The 24,746-nt window shown below is 56.7% G+C and carries 25 protein-coding genes and 1 other RNA gene; 19 read left to right on the top strand and 7 right to left on the bottom strand.

Translation table 11 applies throughout. From position 1 onward, the window contains the following. The first annotated feature begins 9 nt into the window (after positions 1–9). Positions 10–513, top strand: a complete 504-nt coding sequence (locus tag ACVKSX_RS12190; protein WP_010256568.1) for a M48 metallopeptidase family protein — start codon at positions 10–12, stop codon at positions 511–513. Here the strand turns inward: ACVKSX_RS12190 and ACVKSX_RS12185 are convergent. Next, entirely contained in the window at positions 510–2,198 is a 1,689-nt protein-coding gene (locus tag ACVKSX_RS12185) for a chloride channel protein (protein ID WP_022623916.1), read from the bottom strand. The genes ACVKSX_RS12190 and ACVKSX_RS12185 overlap by 4 nt on opposite strands. Before the next feature lie 146 nt (positions 2,199–2,344). On the opposite strand from ACVKSX_RS12185, the gene ACVKSX_RS12180 reads away from it, so the two are divergent. The 3 genes from ACVKSX_RS12180 (at position 2,345) to sstT (ending at position 6,024) form a co-directional block, all read left to right on the top strand. Further along, positions 2,345–3,331: a Gfo/Idh/MocA family protein gene (locus ACVKSX_RS12180; RefSeq protein ID WP_033769826.1), complete on the top strand. Its 987-nt coding sequence runs from the start codon at positions 2,345–2,347 to the stop codon at positions 3,329–3,331. A 256-nt stretch (positions 3,332–3,587) separates the two neighbouring features. After that, positions 3,588–4,556, top strand: coding sequence for a TerC family protein (locus tag ACVKSX_RS12175; protein WP_354438915.1), 969 nt, complete (start codon positions 3,588–3,590; stop codon positions 4,554–4,556). Between the two features lie 235 nt (positions 4,557–4,791). Further along, complete coding sequence (sstT, locus tag ACVKSX_RS12170; RefSeq protein ID WP_010256557.1) at positions 4,792–6,024, top strand: serine/threonine transporter SstT; 1,233 nt, start codon at positions 4,792–4,794, stop codon at positions 6,022–6,024. 196 nt (positions 6,025–6,220) lie between these two features. Here the strand turns inward: sstT and ACVKSX_RS12165 are convergent, their stop codons facing one another. Genes ACVKSX_RS12165 through uxaC form a run of 3 tightly spaced genes read right to left on the bottom strand, consistent with a single transcriptional unit; the run spans position 6,221 to position 10,582 of the window. Next, positions 6,221–7,711, bottom strand: a complete 1,491-nt coding sequence (locus tag ACVKSX_RS12165) for a UxaA family hydrolase (protein ID WP_010256556.1) — start codon at positions 7,709–7,711, stop codon at positions 6,221–6,223. Positions 7,712–7,715: 4 nt separating this feature from the next. Beyond that, positions 7,716–9,164, bottom strand: a complete 1,449-nt coding sequence (locus tag ACVKSX_RS12160) for a tagaturonate reductase (protein ID WP_122889569.1) — start codon at positions 9,162–9,164, stop codon at positions 7,716–7,718. 2 nt (positions 9,165–9,166) lie between these two features. Next, positions 9,167–10,582 (bottom strand): glucuronate isomerase, encoded by a 1,416-nt coding sequence (gene uxaC / locus ACVKSX_RS12155; protein WP_010256553.1) that lies wholly within the window; start codon positions 10,580–10,582, stop codon positions 9,167–9,169. A 399-nt stretch (positions 10,583–10,981) separates the two neighbouring features. Here uxaC and ACVKSX_RS12150 point away from each other — a divergent pair, with 399 nt between their 5' ends. The 10 genes from ACVKSX_RS12150 (at position 10,982) to ACVKSX_RS12105 (ending at position 17,754) form a co-directional block, all read left to right on the top strand. Further along, positions 10,982–12,286, top strand: a complete 1,305-nt coding sequence (locus ACVKSX_RS12150; RefSeq protein WP_010699779.1) for an MFS transporter — start codon at positions 10,982–10,984, stop codon at positions 12,284–12,286. An 86-nt stretch (positions 12,287–12,372) separates the two neighbouring features. Further along, positions 12,373–13,149, top strand: a complete 777-nt coding sequence (exuR, locus tag ACVKSX_RS12145) for a transcriptional regulator ExuR (protein WP_022623920.1) — start codon at positions 12,373–12,375, stop codon at positions 13,147–13,149. 324 nt (positions 13,150–13,473) lie between these two features. Beyond that, a complete protein-coding gene (locus ACVKSX_RS12140; RefSeq protein WP_010699781.1) occupies positions 13,474–14,148 on the top strand; it encodes a DedA family protein in 675 nt (224 codons plus the stop codon). Next, complete coding sequence (mzrA, locus tag ACVKSX_RS12135) at positions 14,148–14,495, top strand: EnvZ/OmpR regulon moderator MzrA (RefSeq protein WP_010256540.1); 348 nt, start codon at positions 14,148–14,150, stop codon at positions 14,493–14,495. Before ACVKSX_RS12140 ends, mzrA begins: the two co-directional genes overlap by 1 nt. A gap of 194 nt (positions 14,496–14,689) precedes the next feature. Further along, positions 14,690–15,064, top strand: a complete 375-nt coding sequence (locus ACVKSX_RS12130) for a DUF1090 domain-containing protein (RefSeq protein WP_010256536.1) — start codon at positions 14,690–14,692, stop codon at positions 15,062–15,064. 35 nt (positions 15,065–15,099) lie between these two features. Next, a complete protein-coding gene (locus ACVKSX_RS12125) occupies positions 15,100–15,405 on the top strand; it encodes a DUF883 family protein (protein ID WP_010256532.1) in 306 nt (101 codons plus the stop codon). 2 nt (positions 15,406–15,407) lie between these two features. Further along, positions 15,408–15,803, top strand: coding sequence for a phage holin family protein (locus ACVKSX_RS12120; protein WP_010256529.1), 396 nt, complete (start codon positions 15,408–15,410; stop codon positions 15,801–15,803). Then, the gene (locus tag ACVKSX_RS12115; protein WP_010256526.1) at positions 15,803–16,087 is read left to right on the top strand and encodes a YqjK-like family protein; all 285 of its coding nucleotides are present in this window, start codon (positions 15,803–15,805) and stop codon (positions 16,085–16,087) included. Before ACVKSX_RS12120 ends, ACVKSX_RS12115 begins: the two co-directional genes overlap by 1 nt. 202 nt (positions 16,088–16,289) lie before the next feature. After that, positions 16,290–16,703 carry a DoxX family protein gene (locus ACVKSX_RS12110; protein ID WP_010256522.1) on the top strand — a complete coding sequence of 138 codons (414 nt, stop codon included), beginning with the start codon at positions 16,290–16,292 and terminating at the stop codon, positions 16,701–16,703. Between the two features lie 76 nt (positions 16,704–16,779). Continuing rightward, positions 16,780–17,754, top strand: a complete 975-nt coding sequence (locus tag ACVKSX_RS12105) for a glutathione S-transferase family protein (protein ID WP_010256519.1) — start codon at positions 16,780–16,782, stop codon at positions 17,752–17,754. 294 nt (positions 17,755–18,048) lie between these two features. Here the strand turns inward: ACVKSX_RS12105 and rnpB are convergent. Both rnpB and rsmI read right to left on the bottom strand, forming a co-directional pair. Then, an RNA gene (gene rnpB / locus ACVKSX_RS12100) (RNase P RNA component class A) lies at positions 18,049–18,427 on the bottom strand. A gap of 33 nt (positions 18,428–18,460) precedes the next feature. After that, positions 18,461–19,327 (bottom strand): 16S rRNA (cytidine(1402)-2'-O)-methyltransferase, encoded by an 867-nt coding sequence (rsmI, locus tag ACVKSX_RS12095; RefSeq protein ID WP_010256516.1) that lies wholly within the window; start codon positions 19,325–19,327, stop codon positions 18,461–18,463. A gap of 62 nt (positions 19,328–19,389) precedes the next feature. On the opposite strand from rsmI, the gene ACVKSX_RS12090 reads away from it, so the two are divergent. Genes ACVKSX_RS12090 through dolP form a run of 4 tightly spaced genes read left to right on the top strand, consistent with a single transcriptional unit; the run spans position 19,390 to position 22,956 of the window. After that, a complete protein-coding gene (locus ACVKSX_RS12090; protein ID WP_045139594.1) occupies positions 19,390–21,414 on the top strand; it encodes a penicillin-binding protein activator in 2,025 nt (674 codons plus the stop codon). Beyond that, positions 21,372–21,767, top strand: coding sequence for a YraN family protein (locus ACVKSX_RS12085; RefSeq protein WP_010256511.1), 396 nt, complete (start codon positions 21,372–21,374; stop codon positions 21,765–21,767). Before ACVKSX_RS12090 ends, ACVKSX_RS12085 begins: the two co-directional genes overlap by 43 nt. 14 nt (positions 21,768–21,781) lie before the next feature. Further along, on the top strand, positions 21,782–22,369 hold the full coding sequence (diaA, locus tag ACVKSX_RS12080) for a DnaA initiator-associating protein DiaA (RefSeq protein ID WP_010256507.1): 588 nt from the start codon (positions 21,782–21,784) through the stop codon (positions 22,367–22,369). Between the two features lie 14 nt (positions 22,370–22,383). Beyond that, on the top strand, positions 22,384–22,956 hold the full coding sequence (gene dolP / locus ACVKSX_RS12075) for a division/outer membrane stress-associated lipid-binding lipoprotein (RefSeq protein WP_010256504.1): 573 nt from the start codon (positions 22,384–22,386) through the stop codon (positions 22,954–22,956). A gap of 52 nt (positions 22,957–23,008) precedes the next feature. Here the strand turns inward: dolP and ACVKSX_RS12070 are convergent, their stop codons facing one another. Continuing rightward, the gene (locus tag ACVKSX_RS12070; RefSeq protein WP_010256500.1) at positions 23,009–23,713 is read right to left on the bottom strand and encodes a pirin family protein; all 705 of its coding nucleotides are present in this window, start codon (positions 23,711–23,713) and stop codon (positions 23,009–23,011) included. Positions 23,714–23,842: 129 nt separating this feature from the next. On the opposite strand from ACVKSX_RS12070, the gene ACVKSX_RS12065 reads away from it, so the two are divergent. Beyond that, on the top strand, positions 23,843–24,742 hold the full coding sequence (locus tag ACVKSX_RS12065; protein WP_010256496.1) for a LysR family transcriptional regulator: 900 nt from the start codon (positions 23,843–23,845) through the stop codon (positions 24,740–24,742). Positions 24,743–24,746 lie beyond the last annotated feature (4 nt).

Raw genomic sequence — 24,746 nt, 5'->3', positions numbered from 1 at the left:
GAATCCCTAATGTCCTCACTGATCTACCTTCAGGGTTATCCTGCCCCCCTTCTTGAGCAGGTTCAGTCGCTGATCGCCCATCAGCGCTTAGGTGCGTTTCTGCAGGAACGTTATCCCGACACCCATGACGTGATGAGTGATAAAGCGCTGTATGACTACACGCAGGCGCTGAAAAATCGCTATATGCGCAATGCGCCGCCGATCAGCAAAGTGATGTGGGATAACAAGATTAAGGTGATGAAGCATGCACTCGGGCTGCACACAGCCATCTCGCGGATTCAGGGCGGTAAGCTTAAGGCGAAAGCGGAAATCCGTATCTCGACCTTTTTCCGCCTCGCGCCAGAGCCGTTTCTGCGGATGATCGTGGTGCATGAGCTGGCACACCTTAAAGAGAAAGATCACGATAAGGCGTTCTACCAGCTCTGCTGCCATATGGAGCCGGATTATCACCAGCTCGAATTTGATGCGCGACTGTGGATGACGGACCAGGCGATGCGCGGCAACGCGGCTTAAAGAAACTCCTGCGCTTTCTGAATCAGGCTGGTTTTGGTCAGCGCGCCCAGAAAGCGCCGTTCCTGCGGATTGTTGAGCACCGGCAACCGCTCCAGTGTCACCGCCGCAAAGGCTTCCCATCCCTCACGCATACTCTGATTCTGATACACCACCGGGAAATCCTGATCCATCACGCACTGCACCGGTGAGTCGAGGGTGATCTCCTGGGCCAGCACCCGGCGCGAAATTTCATGAATCGAGACCACACCGAGGAAAGCGCCCGCGGCGTTGATCACATAAACATAGCGTTCACGCTTCAGGGAGCTGACCGCCAGCGCCTGCCCCACCGACTCCTCCGGCTGCAACGCCGCACCCGCAATAATCAGCTCGGCAATGCGCATGTTATCGAAATCATATTTCGCTTCTGAACGGCTGAAGTGATGACTCACGACCGGATAAGTACTGGCGGATTGCAGGCGATAGACCACCATCGACGCCAGCACCGTGGCGATCATCAGCGGAAACAGCAGGCTGCTGTTGAGTGTCATCTCCAGCACCATCAGCATCGCCATCAACGGCGCCTGACTGACCGCCGCCAGCACCGCCGCCATACCAATCGCGGCATAGAGCAGCACATTGCCGAGCGGCAGATGCAGCGCCGCACCCACCGTCGCGATGATCACCCCCAGCAGCGCGCCAATCAGCAGCGAAGGGGTAAAGAGTCCGCCGACGGCATTCGACCCTACCGACAGGCTGGTAGCGAGGGTTTTCAGCACCAGCAACAGCAGCAGACCCGGCAGCAGGTAGTGCCCTGCCATTACTTTGACGATCACCTCGTAGCCGTTGCCGAGGATATCAGTGGAGATCAGCGCCAGTAAGCCGACCGCAAAGCCGCCCGCCCCGAGGCGCAGCGGCAGGGAGGCGACCCGGCTGAACAGCACTTTGCTGCGGGCGATGCATTTAATCACGATCCAGCCCGCCAGACCGGCGCACAGACCAATCACCACCGTCATCAGCAGGCTGCTGAGATCCATGGCGAAGTTCGCGTCTGCCAGCGGATAGAGCGCGCTGCGAAAACCCAGCGTCCACATGGTCATCACCGCCGTGGCGGCAGCGATGATCAGGGGAATCAGCCGCTGCAACGCAGAAATGCCGAAGGCGATTTCCGCCACAAAAATCGCCGACGCCAGTGGCGCATGGTAAACCGACGCGAGGCCCGCCGCCGCGGCCATCGCCACCACGTCACTGTTTTTCAGGTTAAGTGAGGCCGGTAACAGGCGACCAATCGCACTGCCGCACAGTGCCGAGAGCTGCACCATCGGCCCCTCTTTACCTATCGACGCGCCGCTGCCGATACTGGCAATCGACGATAAGGCGCGGAACAGTGAGGTCCGGGTCGGCACCGCATCCAGCCGGGCGTTGATCACTTCAAGGTAATCCGTTTTCACCGTCTGCTGCTGCTCGATGGCAACGGCATAACGCAGAAAATAGCCCGCCAGTACGCCGCCCGCCCCCACCAGCAGCGGCCAGAAGATCCACGGCCAGAGATGCAGGGATTCGGTTATTTCGCCACTGCGGGCAAACAGCAGATGGTTGATCAGTTCAATCACGCCGCGGAAAGCCAGCGTCACCAGCGACGCCGCACACCCGACCGGAATGGCGATCAGAAGTGTGGTCCAGTTTAATGCGTGCTTACTTGCTTTCACCTGCGCTCCCTGGTTGGTACATAAACATCATCGCTTCCGCATATTATTGGAATGCGGATCGCAGGATCAATCCCTGCCCGCCCGGCACCATTGCACAGCGTGGGTGAGATGTTACTCTGCCGCTTTACAGCTGCCGGAGAGATGACGTGATTCGTTTTGCCATTGTGGGAACAAACTGGATTACACGCCAGTTTATTGATGCCGCTCATGAAACCGGAGCGATGAAGCTCTGTGCGGTCTATTCACGCAGTCAGCAGCAGGCTGAGGCCTTTATCGCCGATTATCCCTGCAAACAGACCTTTACCTCACTGGAAGCGCTGGCCGCCAGTCCGGAGATCGATGCGGTCTATCTGGCCAGCCCCAACGCACTGCACTGCCAGCAGGCGCTGCTGTTTATGTCGCACGGCAAGCATGTGATTTGCGAAAAACCGCTGGCCTCTAATCTGGCAGAAGTGGAACAAATGATCGCCTGCGCCCGTGAGCATCAGGTGGTGCTGTTTGAGGCGTTTAAAACTGCCAGCCTGCCTAATTTCCTGCGGCTGCAGCAGGCACTGCCTGACGTGGGTAAACTGCGAAAAGCGCTGCTGAATTACTGCCAGTACTCCTCACGCTACCCGCGCTATCTCAACGGTGAGAACCCCAATACCTTTGATCCGCGCTGGTCGAATGGCTCAATTATGGATATCGGTTATTACTGCCTGGCCTCGGCGGTGACGCTGTGGGGCGAGCCAGATCGCGTGCAGGCCAGGGCGACTTTGCTTGCAAGCGGCGTGGACGCGCACGGCGTGGTGGTGCTGAGTTACGGTGATTTCGATGTGACGATTCTGCATTCGAAGGTGAGTGATTCCAGCCTCCCCAGCGAGATTCAGGGTGAAGCGGGCGCGCTGGTGATAGAGAAGTTATCGGAGTGCCAGCAGCTGACTTTTGTGCCGCGGGGCGCGGAAAAGCAGACGCTGAGCCAGCCGCAGCATATCAACACCATGCTGTATGAGGCCGCCGCTTTTGCCCGGCTGGTTGAGCAGCGCCAGGTGGACCACCCTTCGCTTGAGGTTTCGCGGATTACTGCATCGCTGCTGACTGAGATACGCCGTCAGACCGGCGTGATCTTCCCGGCCGACCAGGCTGCTGTGTAAATATTTCTAAATATGTCTGAGAGGTGTTGCTTCCTGTGCGGCTAAACCGTAACTTACCCTCCTGCAAAGGGGAGTAACTTGTAAGCTGATTGATCGTCATTACGATGCGAAAGCATCCGGTCATCAGGCAACCCGGAATCAATTTCTGTGTTGTAAGTGAGACCTTGCCGGAAGGCGAGGTTTGCTTACACAAAAATAAGCGGCTGACGTCTTCTGACTTCAGCCGTTTTTTTTATTTTTCGGACAGGATACGAATATGCAAACTGTGGGTACGCCTTTACTGTGGGGCAGCTTTGCGGTTGTGGTGCTTATCATGCTGGCTATCGACCTGCTGTTGCAGGGACGCCGTGGCGCGCAGACCATGTCTTTCAAGCAGGCGGCCATCTGGTCGCTGATCTGGGTTTCAGTCTCACTGCTGTTCAGCGCCGCCTTCTGGTGGTATCTGGAGGGCAGCACGGGACGTGAAGTCGCTAACACGCATACGCTCGCCTTCCTGACCGGTTACGTGCTGGAAAAAGCGCTGGCGGTGGATAACGTCTTCGTCTGGCTGATGCTGTTCAGTTACTTCTCTATTCCGGCCAATCTGCAGCGCCGGGTGCTGATCTATGGGGTATTAGGCGCTATCGTGCTGCGTACCATCATGATCTTCGCCGGTAGCTGGCTGGTCACGCAGTTCAGCTGGATCCTCTATGTGTTCGGTGCCTTCCTGCTGTTTACTGGTGTGAAAATGGCGCTGGCGAAAGAGGATGACAGCGCGGTGGGCGAAAAACCTGTGGTGCGCTGGCTGCGTAAGCATCTGCGCATGACTGACGATCTCGACGGCGAGAAGTTCTTCACCCGCAAAAACGGCGTGCTGTTTGCGACGCCACTGCTGCTGGTGCTGATCATGGTGGAAATCAGCGACGTGATCTTTGCGGTCGACAGTATCCCAGCGATCTTCGCCGTGACCACTGACCCGTTTATCGTACTGACCTCAAACCTGTTCGCTATCCTGGGTTTGCGTGCCATGTACTTCCTGCTGGCAAACGTGGCGGAACGGTTCTCGATGCTGAAGTATGGCCTGGCGATTGTGCTGGTGTTCATCGGCTTTAAGATGCTGATTGTCGACATCTACCATATCCCGGTCGGTATCTCGCTGGGTGTGGTCGGTGCCATTCTGGCATCAACCCTGCTGATTAATGCCTGGGTTAACCGCAAAAGAGACCAGAAAAAGCTCGCACCATAATTACCTGCAGGGGCAGCCGATGCCCCTGTTTTATTTTGTGGCAGCCTGTCACGCCATTTCATCCCTCTGTCACACTTCCACTATCCAGCATAATAAAAATCTGACCTGCTCCACAGTGACAGAACTTTCTCTTTTCTCGTCCGATCTTTTCCTTATACTCCGCCGGGCAAACCGTTTTAGCCGATGCAAAACATCGCGTCTGAAACTACATCCGCGACAAAATATAGAAAATATTATGCAGAAAACTCTCTCCGCACGTCTGGGCACGCTGCTCGCCGGAAGCCTGGTGAAGCAAATCATGATTGGGCTGATCGCCGGTGTGGCGCTCGCCTGGATTTCACACGATGCCGCTATCGCGGTCGGTCTGCTGGGTGAACTGTTTGTCAGTGCGCTGAAAGCAGTCGCGCCATTGCTGGTACTGATGCTGGTAATCGCCTCGATTGCCAACCACCAGCAGGGCCAGAAGAGCAATATCCGGCCGATTATTATGCTTTATCTGCTGAGCACCTTTTTCGCGGCGGTGGTCGCGGTGGTCTTCAGCCATCTGATCCCGCAGACGCTGACGCTGGCGGTGGGCACCACGGAAATCACACCACCATCCGGCATTACCGAAGTGTTACGCGGACTGCTGATGAGCATGGTGTCGAATCCAATCACGGCCCTGATGAACGCCAACTACATCGGCATTCTGGTGTGGGCAATTGGTCTCGGGCTGGCGTTCCGTCATAGCAGTGACACTACCCGCGCCTTTCTCAATGATGCCTCTCATGCGGTGACCTGGCTGGTACGCTGCGTGATTCGCTGCGCGCCGATTGGTATTTTCGGTCTGGTGGCCTCGATCCTCGCGTCTACCGGCTTTGGCGCGCTGTGGCAATATGCGCATCTGCTGGCGCTACTGATCGGCTGTATGCTGCTGATGGCGCTGGTGGTGAACCCGCTGCTGGTGTTCTATAAAATCCGTCGCAACCCCTATCCACTGGTCTTCACCTGCCTGCGCGAAAGCGGCGTGACCGCCTTCTTTACCCGCAGTTCTGCCGCCAACATTCCGGTGAATATGGCGCTGGCGAAACGTCTGGATCTGGATGAGGATACCTATTCGGTGTCGATTCCACTGGGCGCAACCATCAGTATGGCGGGGGCATCGATTACCATTACCGTGCTGACGCTGGCGGCGGTGCATACGCTGGGGATCAGCATTGATGTGCCGACGGCGATTCTGCTGAGTCTGGTGGCGTCACTCTGTGCCTGTGGTGCATCTGGCGTGGCGGGCGGTTCGCTGCTGCTGATCCCGGTGGCCTGTAACATGTTCGGCATTCCGAATGATCTGGCAATGCAGGTGGTGGCGGTCGGCTTTATTATCGGCGTCCTGCAGGATTCGGCGGAAACCGCGCTGAACTCCTCAACCGATATTCTGTTTACCGCCGCTGTCTGTCAGGCAGAAGCGGAGCGCGAAACCAGCCGGGCTTAACCTTTCAGATAGCTCAAAAGCTCAAAGAGTGGGTGGCAGAGTCCGAAGAGCAAAGCGTCCCGCGCCAGGGAAGGCGCGGGCCGAGCGAGCAGGGATGCTTTAAGCGACTTTGCGATCGGACTCTGCCACCCACGAAGGGCACAGGATTAACCGACGGTAATAACAACATCAGGATCGCCATTGTTTGCCTGACAAACTATAGCGTCACACCGCTTTTGAAAATCGCCAGCTCGCGGAAATCGTTCTTCTCGTTGTTGGTCGGCTGACCGCTGGCAATCGCCACAATGCTGTCGACAAAGTCTTCCAGCATCGCATCCATACTCATTCCCTCGATCAACCGTCCGGCATTAAAGTCGATCCAGTGCGGTTTCTTCTCCGCCAGCGGCGTGTTGGTGGCCAGCTTCACCGTCGGCACAAAACCGCCATAAGGCGTGCCGCGTCCGGTACTGAACAACACCATGTGGCAACCGGCACCCGCCAGCGCACTGGTGGCGACCGCATCATTGCCCGGCGCACTCAGCAGATTCAGCCCCGGCGTTTTTAACCGTTCGCCATACTTCAGCACATCAACCACCTGGCTCTGCCCCGCTTTCTGGGTACAGCCCAGCGACTTCTCCTCCAGCGTGGTGATACCGCCCGCTTTGTTGCCTGGCGACGGGTTTTCATAGATCGGCTGCTGGTGATCGATAAAATACTGTTTGAAATCGTTGATCATCGCCACCGTTTTGCTGAAGGTCTCCTCGTCGCGACAGCGACTCATCAGAATCCGTTCTGCGCCAAACATTTCCGGTACTTCGGTCAGTACGGTCGTGCCGCCATTGGCGATCATCTGGTCCGAGAAACGTCCCAGCAACGGATTGGCGGTGATGCCAGACAAACCATCTGAACCGCCGCACTCCAGACCAAACTTCAGCTCGCTGAGTTTGCCCGGCTCGCGCTGGTCGTGACGCATTTTTTCATACAATGCGTGCAGCCGCTCCAGCCCGGCTTCCACCTCATCGTCATGCTGCTGGCACACCATAAACTCGACCCGGTCGCTTTCAAACGCGCCGAGGGTGTCACGGAAGGCATCAACCTGATTGTTTTCGCAGCCGAGACCAATCACCAGCACCGCGCCAGCATTAGGATGGCGCACCATATTTTGCAGCATGGTGCGGGTGTTTTCGTGATCCTGCCCCAGCTGCGAACAACCGAAGGTATGGCTGAACAGGAATGCACCATCGATATCTTCTGCCTCCTGCGTCTCTTTCAGGAAACGCTGCAGGATCTGACGCGCAATGCCGTTGACGCAGCCAACGGTCGGCAGGATCCACAGCTCATTGCGGATGCCGACCTCGCCGTTAGCACGACGGTAGATCTGCACCTCACGGTCACCCGGCTGCGGCGGTAGCGTCACAAACTCGGGCTGATACGCATACTGATCCAGATCGCTGAGATTGGTGCGGGCGTTCTGCGAATGGATTAACTCACCGGCGGCCACAGGCTGCGTGGCATGGGCAATCGGCAGCCCATATTTGATCACCAGCTCATCCTGCGCGATAGGCTGCAGGGCAAATTTATGCCCGCGTCCGACCGCCTGTTGCACCGCCACACTCAGTGGCGGCAGCTCTATCATGGCGCCCGCGTCTAAATCACGTAACGCCACGGCGACATTGTCGCGGGGATCAATTTTAATTGCGTCTTGCATAGCGTTATCTCAGTTGGCTCAGCGCCTCACGCATTCCGTGGGCGATGATATTTTGCAGGTGTTGGGTGACAGCCGCAGCCAGTCCGGGCTGACGGGTTAAATCTTCACCCCAGTGTTGCGCGTCGCTGAGTACGCCGTTCACCAGCTGTTGCGGTGACAGCTGATCCGCATCAAGTGCTTTCCAGGCGTCGGCGTAGCGCTGTAACCACTGCGGCTCGTCCTGCAATGGCCAGCTTTTGCCGGCTGACTCGCCGCGATAAAAAGCGATCAGCGCGGCCAGCGCAAAGGTGATGTGTGTCGGCCACTCGCCGGTTTGCTGATGCGCGGCAAGGAGTGGGGTCAGCAGACGGGTGCGGAATTTGGTCATGCCATTAAGGGCAATCGACAGCAGCGCGTGGCGAATAAACGGATTGCGGAAACGACGCTGTACCGCATCGGCAAACGCGTGCAGTTCATCGGCAGGCAGATCCAGCGTCGGGATCACTTCGTGACGCAGCAGGTTATCCACAAATCCGGCGATAGCCGGATCGGCCATCGCCTCTCCCACACTCTCAATACCGGCCAGAAACGCGACCGGTACCATTGCAGTGTGCGCGCCATTGAGAATGGCCACTTTTTGCGCTTTATAGGGCGCAATGTCATCCACATGCCGAACCTGCGGCGACAGCGCCGCCAGCTTCAGTTCATTAAACAGCGCCGACGGCCCCTGAATCACAAACTGATAGTAGACTTCGCCCGCCACCAGATAGCGATCTTCATAACCCAGCTCGCGTTGTAGCTGCTCGCTTTCCGCCGGGAAGCCGGTGACGATGCGGTCGACCAGGGTGTTATAGAACGCGCAGTGCTGATGAACCCAGGTTTTAAATTCGGAGGGCAGATGCCACTGATCGGCGTAGCGCAGCACCAGATCGCGCAGCGTGTCGCCGTTATGGTCAATCAGCTCGCACGGCACCACCAGCCAGCCCCGGTCGCTGGCGCCGTTGAAGAAGGAATAGCGCGCCCACAGCAGCTGCGTCAGTTTGCCGGGGAAACTGCTGGCGGGCTGATCGGTGAGCTGATCCGTGCCGACAAAGGCGATGCCCGCTTCGGTGGTATTGGAGAAGACCATGCGCAGATCAGGATTACGGGCCAGCGCCATAAATTCGCCGAACTGCTGCCAGGGCTGGATTTCACGGTTGAGGCTGCGGATCAGCCGGGTTTCGCTGACCTGCTCGCCCTGATCGTTCAGCCCGCGGATCAGCGTGGTATAGAGACCATCCTGCTGATTCAGGCTGTCGCTGACTTCACGGTTGCGCGGCCGCACCACCACGATCCCGGCATCGGTGCCCTGATGTTCATTCAGCCAGTCGATCTGCCAGTCAATAAAGGCGCGCAGGAAGTTGCCTTCGCCGAACTGGATCACCCGGTCGCGATAGACGGCGCCCGGAAAGTCGTGACGGTTTAGCCTTTTCATTATCAGGCTCCCAGCTCGATGCCGAAGTAATCGCGGGCATTGTTGAAGCAGATGTTCTGTACCATCTGACCTAACAGCGCTTCATCGGCTGGCGCTTCACCCTGTTCCACCCAGCGGCCTATCATCTGGCACAGTAGCCGGCGGAAATATTCGTGGCGGGTGTAGGAGAGGAAGCTGCGGCTGTCGGTCAGCATGCCGACGAAACGGCTCAAAAGACCAATCTGCGCCAGCTGCGTCATCTGACGCTGCATACCATCCAGCTGATCGTTGAACCACCAGGCTGAACCGAACTGCATTTTGCCCGCCTGACCTTCGCCCTGGAAGTTGCCCGCCATGGTGGCCAGCACTTCGTTGTCGCGCGGGTTCAGGCAGTAGAGAATGGTTTTAGGCAGCGCATTATTGAGATTCTGCGCGCCCAGCAGGCGTGCCAGCGGTTCGGCCAGCGGCTGGTCGTTGATCGAATCGAAGCCGACATCAGGCCCCAGCAGCTGGTACTGGCGCGGATTGGTGTTGCGCAGTGCGCCAATGTGATACTGCTGCACCCAGCCACGGCGGGCATATTCGCTGCCCAGCCAGACCAGCACCGCCGTTTTAAACTGTGCCGTTTCCTGCGGGTTGGGCGCGGCACCGCTGCGACGACGCGCCAGAATCGCATCCAGCGTGGCGTCATCCGCCTCGGCGTAGCAGACCACATCCAGCGCGTGATCGGAGACTTTACAGCCGTGCGCCGCGAAGTGATCCAGCCGCTGATGCAGTGCGCTGCGCAGATCGTCAAAACGCTGCACGCTGATATCCGTCAGCTGCTCCAGCGTCTCGATCCACGGCAGGAAGGTTTCCGCTTCGATATTAAACGCTTTGTCCGGACGCCAGCTCGGCAGCACTTTAACGCTGAAGCTGGCATCGTCTGCCAGCGCGCGGTGATGGCGCAGGTCATCCAGCGGATCGTCAGTGGTGCCCACCATCTTCACCTTCATCTGCTGCATGATGCCGCGCGTGGTAAAGCTATCCTGCGCCAGCAGTTCATTGCAGCGATGCCAGATGCTGTCAGCCGTTTTCTCAGAAAGCAGCGTATCGGTAATACCGAAAGGCCGGCGTAACTCCAGGTGGGTCCAGTGATAGAGCGGGTTGCCGATAGTGTGCGGCACGGTACGCGCCCAGGCGTCAAATTTTTCACGATCGCTGGCGTTACCGGTACAGAACGCCTCAGCCACACCGTTGGCGCGCATGGCCCGCCACTTATAGTGATCGCCCTTCAGCCAGATGTCATAAAGGTTGGCGAAGCGATAATTTTCGGCAATCTGCTGCGGCGGTAAGTGGCAGTGATAGTCGAAAATCGGCTGATCCTTTGCATAGTCGTGATAGAGACGACGGGCGAATTCGGTATCCAGCAAAAAATCTTCGGTCATGAAACGTGACATACATGCTTCCTCATCGACTGAACCACGGATGGCCCAAAGTTATCATACCAATTTTAGTCCGTTACGGATTTATTTGCGATCCTGCTCACATAAACGGCGGTAGCTGGCTGCCGTTATGGACGTTTTTGTCGCCCGCATCGCGCTAAATGGCTGTCATTACGCAGGTTTCCAGTATCCCACAGTGCAGAAAGGGTTTTTGTGATGGCTCTCAACTTTTAAAGTTGTATAACAAGTTAGGCTCTCGCCCCATCGTGAGGTCGTTAGCGACTCACAAATGGCAAGGTCATAACAGGGTTGCTCATACAGAACCTGCGGGCGTGAGCAGAGCTGCATCACGTGCTGTCCCGCTCCAGATAACAACAGCGGCAAGACCGCATACAGAACTGGAAGAGGTAGAGGATGCGTAAGATCAAAGGGTTACGCTGGTACATGATTGGACTGGTGACGCTCGGTACGGTGTTGGGGTATCTGACCCGTAACACCATTGCCGTGGCGGCCCCGACATTAATGTCAGAGCTGCATATCACCACGCAGCAGTACTCCTACATAATTGCGGCCTATTCAGCCTGCTACACGCTGATGCAACCGGTGGCAGGTTATGTACTGGATCTGCTCGGCACCAAAGTCGGCTACGCGGTGTTTGCTATTATGTGGGCGATTTTCTGTGCCGCTACAGCGATGGCGGGCAGCTGGGGCGGACTGGCGCTGGCACGTGGCGCAGTCGGTGCGGCTGAAGCGGCGATGATCCCGGCCGGACTGAAAGCGAGCAGCGAATGGTTCCCGGCTAAAGAGCGTTCGGTCGCCGTGGGCTACTTTAACGTGGGTTCGTCTATAGGTGCGATGCTGGCTCCGCCGCTGGTGGTCTGGGCGATTGTGGCGCACAGCTGGCAGATGGCATTTATCATGACCGGTGTGCTGAGCATGGCCTGGGCACTCAGCTGGCTGGTGTTTTACAAGCACCCGAAACAGCAGAAGAAGCTGAGCGATGAAGAGCGCGACTATATTATCTCCGGCCAGGAAGCGCAGCATCAGACCGGCAACACCCGCAAAATGTCAGCACTGGAGATTATCCGTAACCGCCAGTTCTGGGGTATTGCCCTGCCGCGCTTTCTGGCAGAACCGGCCTGGGGAACGTTCAACGCCTGGATTCCGCTGTTTATGTTTAAGGTATACGGCTTCAATCTGAAAGAGATTGCGATGTTCGCCTGGATGCCGATGCTGTTCGCGGACTTCGGCTGCATCCTCGGTGGCTATCTGCCGCCGCTGTTTCAGCGCTGGTTCGGCGTTAACCTGATCGTCTCCCGCAAGATGGTCGTGACGATGGGTGCGGTATTAATGATTGCGCCGGGCACCATCGGCCTGTTCACCAGCCCCTACGTCGCCATTGGTCTGCTGTGCATCGGCGGGTTTGCGCATCAGGCCCTCTCTGGCGCGCTAATCACCCTCTCCTCAGACGTTTTCGGCCGCAATGAAGTTGCCACGGCTAACGGCCTGACCGGCATGGCAGCCTGGACCGCCAGTACCATGTTTGCGCTGGTGGTCGGTGCACTGGCCGATACGCTGGGCTTCAGCCCACTGTTTGCCGCGCTGGCGGTGTTTGATCTGCTGGGTGCCGTCGTTATCTGGACGGTTCTGAAAAATAAACCCATTTCAGAGCTGAATGCCGAAGCTGTTATTCCGCAGGCCAGCGCCGTTCGCAGTTAATCTGCCGGGCTGGCGCAAGCCAGCCCATTTCCTCGCACCTCCTGAAGTGGTATAACAACTTATCTGTCTGCTACCAGGATTGTGCTATGGACTTCACTGAATCCCGTCGACTTTATCAACAGCTGGCCAGCGAGCTGAAAAGCCGCATTGAAACCGGAATCTATCCGGTGGGTGACAAACTGCCTGCTGAGCGCCTGATTGCCGAAGAGATGGAAGTGAGCCGCACCGTCGTACGTGAAGCGATCATCATGCTGGAAGTTGAAGGCTATGTTGAGGTCCGCAAAGGCTCGGGCATCCACGTCATTGCCAGCCAGCAGCAGAACCGCATCGCCTCCACCAGCAGTCAGCTGGAGTTCGCCACGTTTGGCCCCTTCGAACTGCTCCAGGCTCGTCAGCTGATTGAGAGTAATGTGGCCGAGTTCGCTGCAACGCAGGTAACGCGTCAGGACATTATCGACCTGATGGCGATTCAGGAAAAAGCCCGCCAGGAGGATCACTTCCGCGACTCCGAGTGGGATATGCAGTTTCATGTACGTATCGCGCAATCCACCCAGAACAGTGCCTTAGCCGCCATCGTTGAAAAAATGTGGCTGCATCGCCTGCACAATCCCTACTGGCTCAAACTTCACGAACACATCGACCAGCGCAGCATTCTCAGCTGGTGCGACGACCACGATCAGATTCTTAAAGCTCTGATGCGCAAAGATCCCGCCGCCAGCAAACTGGCGATGTGGCAACATCTGGAAAATACTAAACAGATGTTGTTTAACGCGACGGCGGATGATTTTGAATTTAACGTGGATCGATACATGTTTGGTGAGAATCCGGTCATCCTGCCTGATGGGTCCAATAACGCCCGCTAAAAGTGCCTGAAAATGCCCTGAGACGGTCAGTTAATCTGCAATAGTGTCAGGTCATGTAAAGCTCCTTTTTACACGCCGTTTCACAAGGTAAAACTCCTGTTCGCCAGAGAGTTTTCCTGTCTCAGACAGGCGATTTTTGTTACAGTTATCGCCCTTTTATTACCCTTTGCGACTGGGGGTTATAAAGTCGCTGATTTAACAATCAATTCTGGAAGGATCCGGAAAATCCCGCCCAGGCTGCGCTCCTAAAATTTATAACGAAATGCCGGTCTGCGTTTAAGTCCCTGTGGGACATGTTTAACAATGATGTTCAGGAATGAATTGATGGATATTTTGCAATCGTTGCTGCATGCCCTCTGGCAGCAGGACTACGAAACCCTCTCCGATCCCACGCTGGTATGGGCCATTTACGGCGTGCTGTTTATGATTTTGTTTTTAGAAAATGGCCTTCTTCCCGCTGCATTTCTGCCGGGTGACAGTCTGCTGATTCTGGTCGGCGTACTGATTGCCAAAGGCACCATGAGCTTCCCCCTGACGATTCTGGTGTTAACGACCGGTGCCAGTCTTGGCTGCTGGGTGAGCTACTTACAGGGCCGCTGGCTGGGTAACACGCCCACGGTACAGAAATGGCTCTCCCATCTTCCTGCCCAGTATCATCTGCGCGCGCACAGCATGTTCCATCGTCACGGCTTATCTGCCCTGCTGATTGGTCGCTTTATCGCGTTTGTGCGGACTCTGCTGCCTACCATCGCCGGATTATCAGGCCTCAGTAATGCCCGCTTTCAGTTCTTCAACTGGGTAAGTGCGTTCTTGTGGGTGGTGATTCTGACCGTTATCGGCTTCGCGCTGGGTAAAACCCCGATTTTCCGTCGTTATGAAGATGAGATGATGTTCTTCCTGATGATGCTGCCGCTGGCGCTGCTGGTGTTTGGTCTGGTGGGATCGCTGGTGGTGATATGGCGTAAACGTCAGGCGAATCAGAACGGGAAAGCCGAGTAATGAAACTGCTGCAGGCTATTCCTAAACGGTGGTTACCGTGGTTGATCGCTGGCGTCTTTGCGCTGGTCGCGCTTTGTGTGGTCCCCGGTCTGATGAAGCACGAGACGGTGGTGCAGATTCGGGTTTCCCATGCTGGCGCCACCCTGCCCGATGGTTTTTATCTCTACCAGCAATTAAGTGCGCAGGGTATTCGTATCAAAAGCATTACGCCTGCGGGTGATGCACTGATTATCCATTTTGATAGCGAAGAGCAGAGCCTGGCGGCCCAGAAGGTGTTACGCCGTCTGCTGCCACAGGGCTTTATTGTGGCGCAGCACGATCACTCTCAGCACCTCTCACTGGCGTAATCTCCCGACTCCCCTCTCCTTTTCAGACCGTCGCGCCATCCTGCGGCGGTCTGAAAGGCGCTCTATCTCCCGGTCTTCTTTGAACTTTTTACTATGGGTGTCTATGCTTAAGCGAGAGTCGATTCTTAGCACCCGCAGCCATATGATTACGCGGGTGATGGCGGATCAGGTCGCAATGGAAGGGTCCAGGACCAATGAAATATCAAGTATTACTGGGAGTCGCGCTGTTTTCGCTGTCGGGTTCGCTGCTGGCGGCAGAATCGCTGTGTGAGCAGAAAGAGCAGGATATTCAGCGTGAAATCGGGATGGCGCAGAAGCATAACAACCAGCGCCGGGTTAACGGTCTGGAGCGCGCGCTGACCGAAGTCCGGGCCGATTGCAGCGACAAAAAGCTCGAGGCCGCCCATCTGGAAAGAATTAACGCTCAGAAGCAGAAAGTTGCTGAGCGTGAGCACGCACTCAGGGAAGAGCGTGAAGAGGGCCATGACAAGGAGAAGATTGCTAAGCGACAACAAAAACTGGATGAAGCGCGCCGGGAGCTGAAAAAGTTACAGGCGGAGCCCTATTAATCGGAACTAAACAACTGATGTTAAAGGAGTATTTTATGTCTAAAGACACATCATCGGAACATTTGCGTGCTGAACTGAAAAACCTGGCCGATACCCTGGAAGAGGTGCTGAGCAGCAGCACTGAAAAATCCAAAGGCGAACTGGATAAACTTCGCAATAAAGCGCGTGTGGCGCTGGATAGCTCACGTGAACGTCTGGGCGAATCAAGCGAGCGCATTGCTGCGACCACCCGCGAAGCGGCGCAAAAAGCCGAAGGCTACGTGCGTGAAAATCCATGGCATGGTGTGGGTATCGGTGCAGCGATTGGCGTCGCACTGGGCATGCTCATTTCGCGTCGATAATTATGGCTGACTCACAGCATAACCACGGCCCGGCTAAAGGGGTCATTAACATCGGCCAGCGCATTGTTACCACGCTGGTTGGCATGGTCGAGACACGCGTTCGTCTGGCAGTGGTGGAACTGGAGCACGAGAAAGCTAACCTGATTCAGCTGCTGTTGATGGTTGGCCTGACAATGCTGTTCACTGCATTTGGTCTGATGAGCCTGATGGTTCTGATTATCTGGGCAGTGGATGCGCAGTACCGTCTGATGGCCATTGGCATCACGACCGGCACGCTGCTATTGCTGGCGGTTATTCTGGGGCTCTGGACGCTTCACAAATCACGTCAGTCCACGCTGTTGCGCCACACGCGCAAGGAGCTGGAAACAGACCGGGATTTACTTGAGGACCAGCGCTGATGAGCCGCCGCGAGCGTGAAGAACGCATCCATGAACTGCTTAAGCATGTGCAGCAGCAGCGGCTGGATTTAAGCGCTGCGCGGCGTGACTGGCTGGAAGGCACCGCCCATTACGATCGCGGCTGGTTCACCTTCCTCAGCTTGCGCCGCTACCTGGCCATTGGCAGCAGTGCGCTGGCTATCTACTCCGTTCGCAGTCCCAACATGCTGTTACGCTGGGTAAAACGGGGATTCGGCGCCTGGAGTACCTGGCGCATGATCAAGTCCGCTCTGCCACCGCGTTAATTTTGCTAAAAGCCGGTCCTGAAAAGGCCGGCTTTTCTTCATCAGAATTTCTGAAAAACACTGACAGTATATCTCGCTTACAACCTTTCCACTCCGCGACTATCATCTCCAGCTATCAACCCAATGAACGCAATACTGCTTTCAGCGGGCATAAACCTTGCGGGCAGCTTGCCCTGCATCCCTGATAGCGCTGGAGTAAATGATGAAAAAATTCGAAGACGTTGGTTTGTTACTGGCTCGCATCCTGATGCCAATCCTGTTCATTACGGCTGGCTGGGGCAAAATCACCGGTTATGCAGGTACTCAGCAATATATGGAAGCAATGGGCGTCCCGGGCTTTATGCTGCCGCTGGTTATCCTGCTGGAGTTTGGCGGCGGTCTGGCTATCCTGTTTGGTTTCCTGACCCGTTTCACTGCCCTGTTTACTGCAGGCTTCACCATCCTGACCGCGTTTCTGTTCCACAGTAACTTTGCCGAAGGCGTGAACCAGCTGATGTTCATGAAGAACCTCTCTATCGCCGGTGGTTTCCTGGTGTTAGGTCTGGTGGGTCCTGGTGCATACAGCATTGATCGCCTGATCAGCAAAAGAAAAACACAGCCAGCGATTGCGCGCTAATCTCACATAAAGCGTAATGCCACATATACTTAGCAGGGCGGGGACATTTCCCCGCCCTGTTTGCATTGGAGCCATTATGGGACAGTTAATTGACGGTGTCTGGCATGACACCTGGTACGACACCAAATCTACCGGCGGACGCTTCAAGCGTTCTGAGTCGGCTTTCCGCAACTGGGTTACCGCGGATGGCAGTGCTGGCCCGGTGGGTAAAGCGGGATTTGTCGCCGAACGCGACCGCTATCATCTTTATGTCTCGCTGGCCTGCCCCTGGGCGCACCGCACGCTGCTGATGCGTCAGCTGAAGGGCCTGGACAGCATGATTGATGTCTCCGTGGTGCATCCGCTGATGCTGGAGAATGGCTGGACGTTCGATGATAGTTTTCAGGATGCGACCGGCGATAAGCTCTACCAGAATGAGTTCCTCTATCAGCTCTATCTGCACGCCGATCCGCAATACAGTGGCCGCGTAACCGTGCCGGTATTGTGGGACAAGCAGCAGAACACCATCGTCAGTAATGAGTCTGCCGATATCATCCGCATGTTCAACAGTGCGTTTGATGCTGTCGGTGCCCGTGCCGGGGATTATTATCCTGTTGCACTGCACGAAAAGATTGATGAACTGAATAGCTGGATCTACGACACCGTGAACAACGGCGTTTACAAAGCAGGCTTTGCCACTTCTCAGTCCGCTTACGACGAGGCAGTCACTGCGCTGTTCCATTCGCTGTCGCGGCTGGAGCAGATTTTAGGCCAGCATCGCTATCTCACCGGCGATCAACTGACCGAAGCGGATCTGCGGTTGTGGACCACACTGGTGCGATTTGATCCGGTCTATGTGACCCACTTTAAATGCGATCGCCATCGCATTAGTGACTACAGAAACCTGAGTGGTTTCCTGCGTGATATCTATCAGATGCCTGGTATCGCAGAGACGGTTAATCTGCCGCATATTCGTCATCACTACTATTGCAGCCATAAGACCATCAACCCGAACGGCGTCATTTCACTGGGCCCGGCGTTTGACTGGGATGAACCGCACGGCCGCGGTTAAGCTGCCTGCTCATCGCGCTGGGAGCAGATACAATCTGACCGCAATGACAATCTAAACGCGAAGGGAACAGGGTCAGAAGAGGAAAGCGTCCCGCGCCAGGGATGGCGCGGGCCGAGCATGTCAGGGATGACGGATTTTGCGACTTTCCGATCTGACCCTGTTTCCTGCGCAGGCGCGATCTCCCAGCCAATCATTAACCGCACTCTTTCAGGAATAAGCGTCGTGGGCAGTCATTCATCCTGTCACCGCGCGTCACAAAGCAAAAACCCCGCCGAAGCGGGGTTTTTGATAAAAAGTCGAAGCTGACCGTTAAGCCGGGTTCTGTCGTGGACAGTCATTCATCTAGGCCAGCAATCGCTCACTGGCTCAAGCAGCCTACCCGGGTTCAGTACGGGCCGTACCTTGTGAACCCCTATTTGGCCTTGCTCCGGGTGGAGTTTACCGTGCCACGAACTGTTGCCAGTCGCGCGGTGCGCTCTTACCGCACCCTTTCACCCTTACCTGATCCCATTTCTGGGCCATCGGCGGTTTGCTCTCTGTTGCACTGGTCGTAGGCTTGCGCCTCCCAGGCGTTACCTGGCACCCTGCCCTATGGAGCCCGGACTTTCCTCCCCTCTGCCCGTCTCCCCACAAGTGAGGACGACGACAAAGCGGCGACTGTCTGGTCAGCTTCGGCGCGGGATAATAGGACATTCGCCGGCATTTGTCACGCCTCTTGCTGCTCCAGCGCATACTTATAAAGCGCATTTTTCTTCACGCTGTGGATCTCAGCGGTCAGCGCAGCCGCGCGTTTCAACGGCAGCTCTTTTTGCAGCAGCGCCAGCGTACGCAGCGCATCGGCTGGTAACGCATCTTCATCATCGGTCTTGTACCCTTCGACAATCAGCACCATCTCGCCTTTGCGACGATTCTCATCTTCTTTTACCCACGCCAGCAGCTCGCCGACCGGTGCACCGTAAATCGACTCCCAGGTTTTAGTCAGCTCGCGCGCCAGCACCACGTAGCGTTCGGCACCCAGCTCACTCACCATATCCTGCAGGCTGTCGATCAGACGGTGGGTCGACTCATAGAAAATCAGCGTGCGCGGCTCCTGCACCAGCGCCCGCAGGGCGTCGCAACGGCCTTTGGTTTTGGCGGGCAGAAACCCTTCGTAACAGAAACGATCGGATGGCAGTCCTGCAGCACTTAACGCAGCAATGGCAGCACAGGCGCCCGGCAGCGGCACCACACGGATGCCCGCTTCACGGCAGCGACGCACCAGATGGTAGCCTGGATCGTTGATCAGCGGCGTGCCAGCATCAGAAACTAAGGCTATGCTTTGACCCTCCTGCAGCTTCGTCAGCAGCAGTTCAGCCTTGTGCTGCTCGTTGTGGTCATGAAGTGAGAAGAGTCGCGCATTGATGGCGAAATGTTGTAGCAACAGTCCGGTATGACGTGTATCTTCCGCAGCGACCAGATCGACGCTCGAAAGCACCGTCAGCGCCCGCTGGGTGATATCACCCAAATTACCAATCGGGGTTGGAACGATGTAGAGCGTGCTGGCAGAAATCTCTGCCCGATCGAGTTGTTTCATTGTTTCATCCGAATTGCCGATTTAATATTGAGCATCTTGAAAAAAACATCACTGGATACAGTATGCTTCCTTCAAAAGTCGTTCGTCATAAAGCAGGACGCTTTCTGCCTGTCATTCTTGCTGGGCTGATTTTAGCCGCATGTAGCGGTCAGGGGCCGCAAACCTCAACCGTCAATATTCAGGGGCCCGTCACAGCCAGCTCCGCTTACTATCTGCAGCAAGCGCAGCAAAGCAGCGATGATAGCAAGACCGACTGGCAATTACTTGCAATCCGCGCCCTGTTGAAGGAAGGAAAGTATCCTGAGGCGACTCAGCAACTGAGCCAGTTGCCGCAGCAGCTCTCTGAGACGCAGCAACAGGAATCCCTGCTGCTGAAAGCGCAATTGCTGATTGCACAGCAGAAGATCAAAGACGCCGAACCGCTGTTAGCGGCAGTGAAAACCGGCGCACTGTCGCAGGATCAGCTGGCGCGTTACTACAGCCTGCAGATCGCCAGCGCACAGGGTCGCCCTTCACTCTCGCTGCTGCGCAACTATATTGCCCAGGAGCCGCTGCTGAAAGGCACCGATCATCAGGGCAATATCGACGCCACCTGGCAGACACTGACCCAGATGTCGCCGCAGGAAGTCAGCAACCTGGTCATCAATGCCGATGAAAATGTGCTGCAGGGCTGGCTGGATCTGCTCGCGGTCTGGCGCGCCAACACGCAGGATGCCGAGATGCTCAAGTCAGGCATCAAAGACTGGCAGACCCGCTATCCGCAGAACCCGGCGGCCAAAACGCTGCCGACGCAGCTGAGCCAGATGCAGAACTACACCAAAGCTTCAACCAGCATTATTGCGCTGCTGCTGCCGCTGAATGGCCAGGCTCAGGTGTTCGCCAACGCGATTCAGAAAGGCTTTAACGACGCGAAGAATGGCATCTCCGCGCCGGTCGCTCAGCCTGCGGCAGCTCAGCCCGCCGCTGCTGATGCAACCGCCAGCACCCAACCCGCTGCCGCTGCTGGTTCTTCCACCGATCCAATCAGCGCGCCGCAGCAGCAACAGCCTGCCGACGCGACGCCACAGCCTCAATCACAGCCTGCTGCCGCGGAACCGGCCAGCAACGCACAGATCAAGGTCTATGACACCAGCAGCCAGCCGATTGAACAGGTGATGCAGCAGGCACAGCAGGATGGCGCCACCATCGTGGTCGGTCCGCTGCTGAAGAGCAACGTTGAGAAGGTCGCCAACAGCCAGACGCCACTGAATGTGCTGGCGCTCAACGAGCCGGAAAAGATCCAGAACCATCCGAATATTTGCTACTTTGCGCTTTCTCCTGAAGACGAAGCGCGCGATGCGGCGCACCATATCTGGGATCAGGGCAAACGCCAGCCGCTGTTGCTGGTTCCGCGCAGCGGACTGGGCGATCGCGTCACCAATGCCTTTGCTCAGGAGTGGCAGACGCTGGGTGGCAGCACCGTGATGCAGCAGCGCTTTGGTTCGACCTCAGAGCTGAAACAGGGCATTAACAGCGGCGCGGGCATCAGTTTATCCGGTACGCCAGTGAACGCTGCACCTGCCGAGCCGCAGGGTGTTACGATTGCGGGCCTGACTATCCCGGCACCGCAGCAGAACACGCCAGATGTGGTCAGCACCAGCAGCGGCGGCGGTGTCGATGCGGTCTATATCGTTTCAACGCAGGACGAACTGCAGCTGATCAAACCGATGATCACCATGCGCACCGGCAGTCGCAGCAATATCTCGCTCTACGCCAGTTCGCGCAGCGCGCAAGCCGGTGCCGGCCCGGACTTCCGTCTGGAAATGGATGGCCTGCAGTTCAGCGATATTCCGCTGCTCTCCGGCAGCAATCCTGGCCTGATGCAGCAGACATCAAAGTCATTCAATAATGACTATTCGCTGGTGCGTCTCTATGCCATGGGAATGGATGCCTGGACGCTGGCGAATCACTTTAACCAGATGCGTCAGTCACCTGGCTTTACGCTGGACGGCAATACCGGCAAGCTCAGCGCCGACACGGATTGTGTGATCAACAGGAAGTTGACATGGAACCAGTATCGTCGGGGCGAAATCGCACCGGCCAACTAAATCGGCGTCAGACTGGCGCCAGGCATGAAGAAGATGCCCGGCGCTATCTGGAGCAGGCTGGCCTGATATGGGTCGCCAGTAATGTTCACTTTCGCAATGGTGAACTTGACCTGATAATGCGTGACGGGCACTGTTGGGTGTTTGTTGAAGTTCGCTACCGACGCGATGCGCGTTATGGTGGCGCGCTCGCCAGCGTAACCCGGAATAAACAACAAAAGCTGCTGCGCGCTGCTGCTCTCTGGCTGGCGCAACGCGGCGGCAGTTTTGAAACAGTGAATTGCCGTTTCGACATCATCGCCATTACCGGCACGGCGCTCGAGTGGCTGCCGAATGCCTTTAATGCAGACGTTTAGAACCAGGTGGTCGTGTGCAGGACAGAATTAAAGCGTGTTTTACCGAAAGTATTCAAACTCAGATTGCCGCAGCCGAAGCGTTGCCCGATGCCATCTCCCGCGCCGCTATGACGCTGGTGCAGTCGTTACTGAATGGCAATAAAATCCTGAGCTGTGGCAACGGTGCCTCATCCGCCAATGCACAGCACTTCGCCGCCAGCATGATCAACCGTTTCGAGACCGAACGCCCAAGCTTACCGGCGCTGGCGTTGAGCGCCGACAACGTGATGCTGACCGCGATTGGTAATGACCGCCTGCACGATGAAATCTATGCCAAGCAGGTGCGCGCTCTGGGACACGCAGGCGATGTGTTACTGGCTATCTCAACCCGTGGCAACACCCGTGACATCGTTAAGGCCGTGGAAGCGGCGGTAACACGCGATATGACTATCGTTGCGCTTACCGGGTATGATGGCGGAGAGCTCGCCGGACTGCTGGGTCCGCAGGATGTGGAGATCCGCATTCCGTCGCACCGCAGCGCCCGTATTCAGGAGATGCATATGCTCACCGTTAATTGCTTATGCGATCTGATCGATAACACTCTCTTTCCCCATCAGGAATGACCGAAGGAGCACGAATGAAAGCATTGAATGCTATAGCTATTCTGTTAACCGCCATGCTGCTGCAGGGCTGCGTTGCGGTTGTGGCGGGTGGCGCAGCAGTTGCCACTAAAACGGCCACCGATCCACGCTCGGTGGGTACGCAGGTTGATGACAGCACGCTGGAGCTACGCGTCACTAACGCGCTGGCTAAAGATCAGCAGATTAAAACCGATGCCCGCATTATCGCCACGGCCTATCAGGGCAAAGTGTTGCTGACCGGTCAGGCGCCTTCGCAGGAGATCGCCGGTCGTGCCAAACAGATCACCATGGGCGTTGATGGCGCAACCGAGGTCTATAACGAGATTCGTATCGGCCAGAAAGTGACGCTGGGCACCACGTCGTCAGACACCTGGATTACCACCAAAATCCGATCGCAGCTGCTGGGCAGCGATCAGGTGAAATCCTCCAACGTGAAGGTGACGACGGAGAATGGCGAAGTGTTCCTGCTGGGTCTGGTGACACCGCAGGAAGCGCAGGCAGCGGCTGATGTCGCCAGCCGCGTCAGTGGCGTGAAGCACGTCACCACGGCCTTCACCATGCTGAAGTAGTACGCAAAACGCAAAAAAGGCGGCCATGGCCGCCTTTTTTATTGCCCGATGTTCAGACGGGAATGTCGATGACCAGTGCGCGGGTCGCGGTTTTCGCCGTCAGTTGCAACAGCTTCTCTTCCTGCAAAAAGGCACCATCGCCACAGCCCAGCTTCTCCTGATGATCCGTGCCGGACATCGCTTCCAGCGAACCGTGAATCGACTGCAGATAGGCACGCGGCCCCTGTAACCGCAGCGAATGCTTTTCGCCTGGTGCCAGCTCGACCTGATGAATCCACACCTGCTGACGCAGTTGCAGACTGTCGTCCATGCCATCCGGCGAGGCGATCAGCTGGGACAACCGGCCATCCGTCAGGGCGATTTTCTGCATCCGCGGATTTTCTCGCTCCGGACAGGCGGCCAGCCAGAGCTGCATGCGTGTCAGCGGTCGATCTTTGCTCAGGTTCATTTCGGTGTAACTCACACCCGGCTGGGCAGAGAGCAGCAGCGCCTCCCCTTCCCGCACGCTGATGGTGTTGCCTTCGCTGTCGCGGTATTCAGCTTCACCCTGCAGCACGATGTTCAGGACATCAACCTGTGGATAGGTGCGCGGCTGAAAAGCGGCACCCGGCGCCAGCACTTCCTGGTTCAGTACGCGCAGCGACGCGTACCCCATCAGTTTGGGATCAAAATAGTGGCCAAAAGAGAAACTGTAGCGCGCCTGTAACCAGCCGAAATCGGCCTGACCACATGCGGACGCACTGCGTGTCGTTATCATTGTTTACCTCCAGCATCCGGTGACGAGGATCGGCCACGGACTATATGCTCCCATGGTAAAAGTCTGGACGCCGGATTGTTAGCCAGTTAATCTGCCGGGCATGTTCAAATTTCCTGACAGAGAACCGGGATGGCTAAAGAGCGTGCGTTAACCCTTGAATCTTTACGCGTAATGGATGCGATTGATCGGCGTGGCAGTTTTGCCGCGGCGGCGGATGAACTGGGGCGCGTTCCTTCCGCCCTCAGCTACACCATGCAAAAGCTGGAAGAGGAACTGGATGTGGTGCTGTTTGACCGTTCCGGTCACCGTACCAAATTTACTAACGTGGGACGCATGCTGCTGGAGCGTGGCCGGGTGCTGCTGGAAGCAGCCGATAAGCTTACCACCGATGCGGAAGCGCTGGCACGTGGCTGGGAAACCCATCTGACCATCGTCACCGAAGCACTGGTACCTGTTGATGCGCTGTTTCCGCTGGTGACGCGGCTGGCAGACAAGGCCAATACGCAATTTTCGCTGGTGACGGAAGTGCTGGCGGGCGCGTGGGAACGGCTGGAACAGGGCCGGGCCGATATCGTGATCGCTCCCGATATGCACTTCCGCGCCTCCACCGAGATCAATACCCGCAAGCTCTACACCATGATGAGCGTCTATGTCGCCAGTGCTGACCACCCGATTCATAACGAGCCAGAACCTCAGTCTGAAGTGACGCGGGTGAAATACCGTGGCATTGCGGTCGCAGATACCGCGCGTGAGCGTCCGGTGCTGACCGTGCAGTTACTGGATAAGCAGCAGCGCCTGACCGTGAGCAGCATGGACGATAAGCGCCGTGCGCTGCTGGCTGGCCTGGGCGTGGCGACCATGCCCTATTCGCTGGTGGAGCAGGATATTGCGGAAGGCCGTCTGCGGGTGGTGAGTCCGGAATATACCCGCGAGGTCGATATTATTATGGCGTGGCGGCGTGACAGCATGGGCGAAGCCAAATCCTGGTGCCTGCGTGAGATCCCGCGCCTGCTGGCGAAGAAAAACTAAAGCG

The organism is Pantoea sp. PvP021, from assembly GCF_054056055.1.
The sequence above is the reverse complement of the archived record's forward strand: the minus strand, read 5'-3'. Positions and strand labels throughout refer to the sequence as shown.